This window comes from Leptolyngbya cf. ectocarpi LEGE 11479 (assembly GCF_015207065.1).
In the GTDB taxonomy this organism is placed as follows: domain Bacteria; phylum Cyanobacteriota; class Cyanobacteriia; order Phormidesmidales; family Phormidesmidaceae; genus Leptothoe; species Leptothoe ectocarpi.
On record NZ_JADEXP010000276.1, the window covers coordinates 1 to 8,835 of the forward strand.

At 52.4% G+C, this 8,835-nt stretch carries 4 protein-coding genes; all 4 read left to right on the plus strand.

What is annotated here, in order from left to right:
* Positions 1-1,544 (plus strand): glucose-6-phosphate dehydrogenase (zwf, locus tag IQ260_RS22655; RefSeq protein ID WP_322745023.1); only part of this gene is annotated, 1,544 nt, incomplete at its 5' end.
* A gap of 68 nt (positions 1,545-1,612) precedes the next feature.
* Positions 1,613-2,947, plus strand: a complete 1,335-nt coding sequence (opcA, locus tag IQ260_RS22660; RefSeq protein ID WP_193995361.1) for a glucose-6-phosphate dehydrogenase assembly protein OpcA — start codon at positions 1,613-1,615, stop codon at positions 2,945-2,947.
* 178 nt (positions 2,948-3,125) lie between these two features.
* Positions 3,126-8,114, plus strand: a complete 4,989-nt coding sequence (locus IQ260_RS22665; RefSeq protein WP_193995362.1) for a translocation/assembly module TamB domain-containing protein — start codon at positions 3,126-3,128, stop codon at positions 8,112-8,114.
* Positions 8,115-8,290: 176 nt separating this feature from the next.
* Positions 8,291-8,686 carry a hypothetical protein gene (locus tag IQ260_RS22670; protein WP_193995363.1) on the plus strand — a complete coding sequence of 132 codons (396 nt, stop codon included), beginning with the start codon at positions 8,291-8,293 and terminating at the stop codon, positions 8,684-8,686.
* Positions 8,687-8,835: the final 149 nt, after the last annotated feature.

Here is an 8,835-nt window from a genome sequence, read left to right on the forward strand (position 1 = left end):
CCTCTTATCCCCGTATGGTTTCTCTTTTAGAAAATCCCCTCCGCGTTGGTCTTCAACAAGATCGTATTCCAGAGCCTCAGATTTTAGTAATCTTTGGAGCCTCGGGGGATCTCACCCAGCGCAAACTGGTGCCCTCCCTCTATAAGATGCGTCAGGAGCGACGACTGCCTCCTGAACTAACGATTGTGGGCGTCTCTCGTCGGGAATGGAGCCACGAGTATTTTCGGGAGCATTTAAAAAAAGGGATTGAAGACTACGGCGGCGGCATCGACAACAAGATGCTGTGGGAGAGCTTTGCCGCTGGATTGTTTTACTGTCCGGGGAATATCGACCAGCCTGAAAGCTATCAAAAGCTGAAAGCCTTCTTGGCGGAGCTAGATGAGCAGCGCCATACCCGAGGTAATCGGCTCTTTTACCTATCGGTGGCCCCGCGCTTTTTTGCTGAGGCCACCCAACAGCTAGGGGCAGCCGATATGATGCCGGACCCCGCCAAACAGCGTTTGATTATTGAAAAACCCTTTGGCCGCGACCTGGCATCGGCCCAAGCATTAAACCAAAAGGTGCGGGGGGCAGTCCCGGAAGAGCAGGTTTACCGCATTGACCACTATCTGGGCAAAGAAACGGTCCAAAACCTGTTGGTCTTTCGGTTTGCCAACGCCATTTTTGAACCCCTGTGGAATCGACAGTTTGTGGATCATGTGCAGATTACGGTGGCTGAAACTGTCGGTCTAGAAGGGCGGGCGGGCTACTATGAAACCGCTGGTGCCCTGCGGGACATGGTCCAAAACCACCTGATGCAGCTGTTTTGCCTAACGGCGATGGAGCCCCCCAACTCCCTAGCTGCCTCCAGCGTGCGCAATGAGAAGGTTAAAGTGCTTCAGGCCACTCGGCTGGCCGATGCCATGAACCTGGACCGCTGTGCCATTCGGGGACAGTACACCAATGGCTGGATGAAGGGCAAACAGGTACCGGGCTATCGCGAAGAAGAGGACGGTCTGGAAAACTCTACCACCCATACCTTTGCCGCCATTGAAATGCGGGTGGACAACTGGCGCTGGCAGGGGGTGCCCTTCTATCTACGTACGGGTAAACGGATGCCGAAGAAAGTGTCTGAAATCTCAGTACACTTCAAACAGGTGCCCCACCTGATGTTTCAATCGGCGGCCAAGCAGATGAATGACAATATTCTGGCGCTGCGAATTCAGCCCGATGAAGGAATTTCCATGCGATTTGAGGTGAAAACGCCGGGTAGCTCCCTGCGTACCCGTTCGGTGGATATGGACTTTCGCTATGATGCGGCCTTTGGTCAGCCCAGCACCGATGCCTATGCTCGATTGTTAGTGGACGCGATGCTTGGGGATCAAACCCTGTTTACTCGCGGGGATGAAGTAGAAGAGTCATGGCGAGTGCTAACACCGGTACTAGAAGCCTGGGATAGTCCGGCGGATCCGGCCCAGATCCCCTTGTATGAAGCCGGTACCTGGGAACCGGTAGAAGCTGAGTTCTTACTTAATAAGGTGGGACGTCGCTGGCGCAGACTCTAGCGACCTGCTCATCAGTCAGAGATTTCTGCAAAAATTCCAACCTCTATTCAACCGCGCGATTTAAACCTATGGTTACCTCTCTAGTTACCCTTCAAAAACCTAAAGACATTTCCGTTGACGACATTGAAGCTGAGCTGCGAGAAATATGGCACAGCTATGCCAGTGACGGCTCCAGCGTGGCGACGCGGGCGACTACGTTTAGTGTGATTATCTATGAGCCGGAAGAGATCCAGCAGCTGTTGGCGGCGCTAGGGTTTTATTCAAATCCCATTGATGGTGAGCATGGGCCAGCGACCAGAAACGCGATCTCAACTGCTCAGCGCACCTACGGTTTACCTATCACCAACCGAGTGGATCAGGCCACGCTACAGCGACTGCGCACCGAGTTTCGTGCCCTGTCCCCAGAGCAGCGCCGCTACACCAACGCTGACCTGCGAGGCTTTAACCTGAACGAAGCCTTAGCCGCCCAGAACCCCTGCCGGGTGATTACCCTCTGTCCCACCTTTGACGATGAAGATACCGGTGTGACTGCGCAAGTATCGGCCTACTGCCCGATTCAGAAAACCAGGGGCAGCCGTCTGATCTGTTGCGAGTACATCACCCTGCGGGGGACTAAAAAAGCGTTAGACCGGGTAGACAACCTGGTCAAATCCTTAGTCATTGACGACCTGCCCAAATTTGTTTGGTGGAAAGCTACTCCTAATCCCGAGCAGCTCCTCTTTCAATCTATGGCAGAGGTGAGTAACTGTGTCATCCTCGACTCTAGCTACTACGGTAATCCCGAATCAGAACTGCTAAAGATTCATCAGCTGGTTGCCAGTGGCACGAAAGTAGCCGATCTCAACTGGTACCGTCTGGCCCCGTGGCAGGAGCTATCGGCGGCGTCCTTTGACGCTCCTGAACGGCGCATGGCACTGCTAGAAATGGACCAGATCGGGATCGACTATGAAAAAGGCAATGCCGCTCAGGCACTGCTGTACTTAGGTTGGTTGGCCAGCCGTCTAAACTGGCAGCCCCAGGATTATAAGTTGGAAGGGGGTGACTACGATCTGCGACGTATTACCCTAGCGGCCAACCACAGACGGGCTATCGATGTAGAACTGGCCGCTATTCCCGTTGCTGATGTGGGTGAAGTGCTGGGGGATTTAACCGGATTACGCATGTCATCAACGAATTTGGATGCCAACTGCTGTACGATCCTTTGCTCTGAGACAGCAGGCTGTATGCGGATGGAATCTGGCGGTGGTGCCCAGGCTTGTTATATTCAGGAAGTTACGGCGATTTCTGACCAGCGGTCTGATCTGTTGTTAGAGCAGCAGCTGCAGCGTTGGGGTGAGGATGTACTGTTTGAGGAGAGTTTGGAAGTGACAGCTCAAATTCTAAAGTTGTTGGATGTGGCTTAGGGGCTATTTGTTGTCCTTTACCGTCATGTTTCGCTGGCCCTTGGATCCTCTCTGAATCATAGATGAGAGTCTACAGGTAGCAGTAGAGTCATAGGGAAAACAGTATTGTGGGCTTAATTCGTTATATAACGAATAAGGTTCTACTACTGGACCTTGCTCTTTTAAACCCTGCTAGCCCATGACGAATCCGTCTAACTTGACGCCGTCTGAACAGCCGCCATCGCCGCCACGGCGTCCAGCGTTGTTCCTCAAGGTTGGGGCTGGCTTGGGGGTGGTGATCGCTTTGGGTGCTGTCGCCGGGGCGGTTTGGGGCAAACGCATTATCAATAGCCAGGTGCTACCGCTGGTGGAAGAGCGAGTGGCTGATATCATCGACCGCCCCATTGACTTAGGCGATGTGGAGCGGCTCTCGTTCTCAGGGATACAGCTAGGTAAAACGACTATTCCATCCACGCAAACGGATCGCTCATCAGTAACGGTGGACCAGGTTTCGGTCGGGTTTGATGTGCGATCGCTACTGTTTGATAAAACCCTCAAACCCCACATTGCTCTAGTCCGGCCCGATCTATCCCTGGTACAAAACAAAGACGGACAGTGGCTGGAGCTATCCTTACCAGAGCCTCTAGAAGAAGAGCCCCTGGTCACCACCAATATTCAATCCATTAAAATCCAGGACGCCCAGGTGACGGCGACTCCGTTCATCCAGGATGCAAACGCCATTGTTCCTCGGGAGCCCCTGGAGATCAACCAGGCAGATGTCACCGCCACGTTTGAAGGCGAAGAGTCCCAACAGGTCTATTTTGAACTGGCGGGGGATGTGGAAGCAGGCAGTTTTGACATTCAAGGTGAAGGAAATCTTGACAACCAGGCGGTAAAGGCTAATCTGCGGACGCAAAACCTGCCCACCACCGGAGTGAATATACTGCTGCCCTCCCTGGTTGGTCTCAGCTCCGGCACCCTCAACACCAACCTGACGGTGGCAGCCGCCCTAGCCGCAGACGGTAGCCTCGACCAATCCTCTGTGGATGTGCAGGGAACGGCTCAATTTCGCGATGTCCAGGTACTCGTCCGGGATCTACCCGAACCGGTACGCGATATTCGTAGCCAGCTGCGGTTTAAGGGACAGCAGGTCACCCTAGAAAAAACGGAACTGCAGCTGGGCGAGGTGGCTCTGTTAGCGGCAGGAACCGTGGACTGGGAGGAGGGCTATGACCTAACCGCGCAGATTCCTGAGGTTCGCCTGGCCGATGTGCAAACGTTAGCGACTCTGGAGCTGCCTGAAGATTTACCAGTAGACAAGACAGTGCCCTTTGAGCTGAACACTCAGGTAACGGGTAAGCTGGCTGACCCGAACGTGAAAGGCCGCCTCGCGAATCTAGAACCGCTACTGGTAGACAAAGTGCGTCTGGCCACCGTGGCTGCTGACTTTGTGCTGCCGCTGCCAGAGTTTGAGCTGACGGCGTTTGAGCTGACGGAGCTACGGCTTGTCCCCGAGGCGGGTGGAGTGGTTCTGGCCCAGGGGCAGGCTGACTTCGCTGAGTTAAAAACTCCTAGCTTTAAGCTTACAGGCCAGGCCAATGTACCGGTGGATCCGTTTACTCAGCTCTATGGGGCCGCCTTGCCACCAGAGATGACAATTGGCTCCTTAACAGCGGAGTTGGCCGCAGAGGGCACCCTCGAAAACCAAACCGCATTTGCCCAGTGGCAGCTGTCAGAGTCTACGTTTCCAGGGCAGGGTGACCTCACCCTGGTGGACAATGTGCTGGTTGCTGAGAATACGATCCTGCAGGTATTTGGGGGCACCGTAACCGCTAATGCCACTGCCCAGCTGGAGGGTGGAGCCTGGCAGGCGACGGTGGCCACCGACCAGATACCGGTGGAACAGTTTACCCCACAAGCTCAGGGACTATTGAGTGCCGAGCTGGATGCGGGGGGTAATCTGTATGCGTTTGATTTGGCGAAGATTGAGGCGGGGGGACGGGCTGCGATCGCAAATGCCCAGGTCTTGATCCCGAATACTCGTCAACCCCTGCTAGAACAAGGCGACTGGACAACCACCTTCCAATGGCAAGGGGACCAGGTTGCGATCGAATCTTTTAATGCTCCCGGTATCCAGGCAGACGGCACCATTGGCGTTGACTTCAACCAACCTATCCCCATCGGAGCCTTAAACCTCAACGTCGCCCTGCAACAGTTTGACCTACAGCCACTCAACAATATTGCCCCGGCCACTGTTCAAAACTATGGGCAACTGGCGGGACTCACCAGCTTTAACGGACAGATTACCGGCACATTAGACAATCCTCTCCTAGCAGGAGACGCCCGACTCGATCAACTCGCTCTCAACAATCTAGTCTTTCAGACCCTAACCGGTCCCGTCACCTTCTCCCTAGCAGACGGCGGTAGTCTAGATCTAAACGGCCCCCAAGATCGGCTACAGCTATCCTTGGACAACCGTTTCTGGCCTGTTTCTTTTGAAGTCCGAAACCAGGAATTTGTTGCTCGGGGCTATGGCCAAGATAATCAACTCCATGCCGACATTGTTCAACTGCCGTTGGACACCTTAAATGTCCGACCCGTCAACGGCTTTGGCAAGGTAGCAGGTTTGTTAAACGCCAGCATAGACGCCGACCTGACAGATTTTGCTAACCCCACCGCCAGGGGTGAACTAACCATTGTTCAACCGGCATTAGCACCGGTCGAAGCCCAACAAGTCACCGCCACATTTCGCTATGGCAACAATACCGCCACCTTAGAACAGGGAGAACTGCTGCTAGACAACAGCCGATATTTACTGACCGGCAGTGCCACCCTAGCCCCTCAGATACAATACACAGGTGAACTCACCGTTGCTGAAGGTCGTATCGAAGACCTCGTAGCTCTGGTAGAAGACATTGATCTAAGCGCCTTTAGTCTCGGCGACCTCTCCACACCCCAGGGAACTGCCGCTGATTTAGCCGTAGAGCCTGCGGCGCTGCCTGCGGGTTCCCTGTTAGAACAACTAGAAGCCTTTGTTGCCTTTATGGAGACTCAGCCTAGCGTTGATGATGATGGGGGCCAGTTAGTGATTCCCCCCCTGGCCGATCTTACCGGTGGATTTACAGGCACCATTGCAGTGGCTGGAGACTCGCCCGCCATCAACGACGTCAAAGCCAATTTCGATCTTCAGGGAGACAGCTGGCAATGGGGACCCTACGCACCGCCCAATGAATTTCTCATTCGTGGTGATGTACAAGCACTCAGCGTAAATTTTGAACCCGTTTTAATCACTGCTGGAGAAACCATCATCAGTCTTTCTGGCAGCGGCGATCTAGACCAGCTAACAGGACAGCTTACGGTAGATAATCTGCCGGTAGAACTGGCAGATTATATCTATCCTTTGCCAGTGGCTGCAGCCGGTGAGCTGGATCTAGTCACCCAGTTTGACGGCAGTTTGGCCAACCCTGTTGTTGAGGGGCGAGCCATCGTCATCAACCCTCAGGTCAATAACTATTCCCTTAACCAGGTAGAGACAACCTTTAGCTATCGCAATGCCATTCTGGATGTAGCCGGTGATATGGCAATTGAGCCTGAGGATGCTCCCATTACCCTACGCGGCACTGTGCCCTATGCTCTACCTTTTATGACCGTACAGCCCGCCACCGAACGGCTGGCGCTCAAAGCCGTGGTACCTGACGACAGTTTTGATGTGATCAACACCCTCACTCAGGATCAGGTGCGTTGGGAAGAAGGTAGGGGAGAAGTTGTTGTTCAGGTAGACGGCACCGTTCAACAACCCATTGTCACAGGTAACATGAGCCTGCGTGACGGTGTGGTTAGCAGCGCTTTATTAAAAACGCCTGTAACCAATCTGAGTGGAGATATTCAATTTGATCTAGAGCAGATAGGCATTCAGAACCTGCAGGCAAATTTAGGGGATGGGCTGTTACAGGTAGCAGGCCAACTGCCTCTTTTTCCCCCAGGGCAATCAATTCTGGCCCAGGCTGCCCAGACGACTAAAACCGCTAAAAAACAGTCTAACCGTCGTTCCAAAAATGCTGCGGATGGCCTATTAATCTCTCTGGACCAATTACCCATTGACTACAGCGGCATTTTGCAAGCCGTATTCGATGGACAAGTATCTATTACAGGCGCTGTTTTGGAGCCCACCGTAGGCGGTACCATTGAAATTGGGAATGGTCAGATTAGAGCCACCGAACTGCTCAGCCAGGCTGGAGCCATCACTGTTCCCACAGAAGCAGACCTTGAAGAAGTCAATCCCTACCGGGCTGATTTTCTAGGGGTAGATCCGCTAGCACCCAAGTCGGCCGCTCAACCGACCAGCGTTTTGGATAAAGTGACGCTTCAGGATTTTGCCCTTGTCCTCAGCGATCGTCTGTCAATTGTGGGGCAGCCTTTCTTCAACATCAGAGCCTTAGGAGACCTGACCATCAATGGTACCTTCTCGGCACTCAAACCCAGGGGTGTCATCGCCCTAAAGTCTGGTTGGATCAATCTCTTTTCTACACAGTTTAGACTCGATTCCAATGCTTCCAATACGGCAACATTTACCCCTGAAAATGGATTAGATCCCTATGTTGATGTGGTAATGACAACTCGGGTTCAGGAAACTAATGTCAGCCGTGTGCCCGCTTCATCTGGAGAGATCGCCAGCGCCGAAATAGATGACAACACTACCCTTGAATCCGTGGGAGATGTCCAGTACATCAATGTCCAAGCTGTTGCCCAGGGAAATGCCAGCGAACTGAGCGATAGCCTGGCGCTTACAAGCAACCCCTCTCGCAATCAGGATATGCTGTTGGCATTGTTGGGCAGTAATGTGATTCAAGGCCTAGCCAGTGGTAGCTTGACCCAATTTGCTGGTTTTTTGGGAGCAGGGAGTTTAGCCAGGTTCAGCAACGATCTGGCGAATGCGTTGGGATTGCAATCCTTCAGCGTCTTTCCAACGACAGATACCTCGACTGAGAGTACGGCGGGTATCGGCATTGGTGTGGAGGCCTCTTTTCGTCTAGGCAACAGTATTAATATTAGTATTCTGGAGATTCTTAACAGCGGTAATCCGCCGCAGCTGGGTCTACAGTACCGTCTGAGTGATGAGTTACAGCTAGAAGGTTCGTCTGACCTGAACGATACTGAACTGAAGTTGGAATATCGAATTGAATTTTAATAGATAGCCTATGTTCAAACAGCTGCTTTTACCGTACTGGTTCTAATCCGTTCTAAAAAGTTCGGCAACCCGCACTTCTTAGAGTCTTGTCGAGGTTGGGCTTACAGATTTAAATTAGCAGTTAGAAACTGAAAAGGTATTAACAACCGAATCCTATGCTGCTATGCCAAATTGAAATGCAAGCTTTAGATCCTGTCGCTCAGGAGCCGACTTATTATATTGTTGGTCGTTATGGGTTTGATCCAGGCTTGCAAGAGCAGGAAGAGATCTGGATTAACTGGCAGATATGGGATAAGAAATTTGAGATTAAATCCAGGGTTGTTGGGCAACGTAAAGAAGTGTATGTGGACGGCAAGAGTATTGCCCTTGGCATGAGTGAAAGTGAGAAAGAGAAGTTTTTGGTGATTTATCCCCATGGGATTGAAACGTTATCAGACGGAGCAAGTTTGTTTTTACTAAGAGTTTTTGTAGAGGCTGTGGACAAAGAACAGCTATTTGAAGTGCAAAAAGCACTGGCTCAGGGTGAGCGTAGGCTCAGACCTCAAGGGCAGTTGCCTAAAACTGAGAACTAGCTAGGGCTTGCTGAAAAGATAGCTACGTAAGCCTGATAAGGGTTACCGGCTATTACGCCCTGATTAGGTGCAAAGGAAATCAGCTAAAATGCTCAAAACCCTTGCACCTAACCAGGGAAATGTACCGACAATCATCACCGGGTCAGCTA

Excerpts from the sequence above, each read along its gene's own strand:
- IQ260_RS22665 (WP_193995362.1), top strand. The coding sequence starts at position 3,126 with ATGACGAATCCGTCTAACTTGACGCCGTCTGAACAGCCGCCATCGCCG.
- IQ260_RS22670 (WP_193995363.1), top strand. The coding sequence starts at position 8,291 with ATGCAAGCTTTAGATCCTGTCGCTCAGGAGCCGACTTATTATATTGTT.
- opcA (WP_193995361.1), top strand. The coding sequence starts at position 1,613 with ATGGTTACCTCTCTAGTTACCCTTCAAAAACCTAAAGACATTTCCGTT.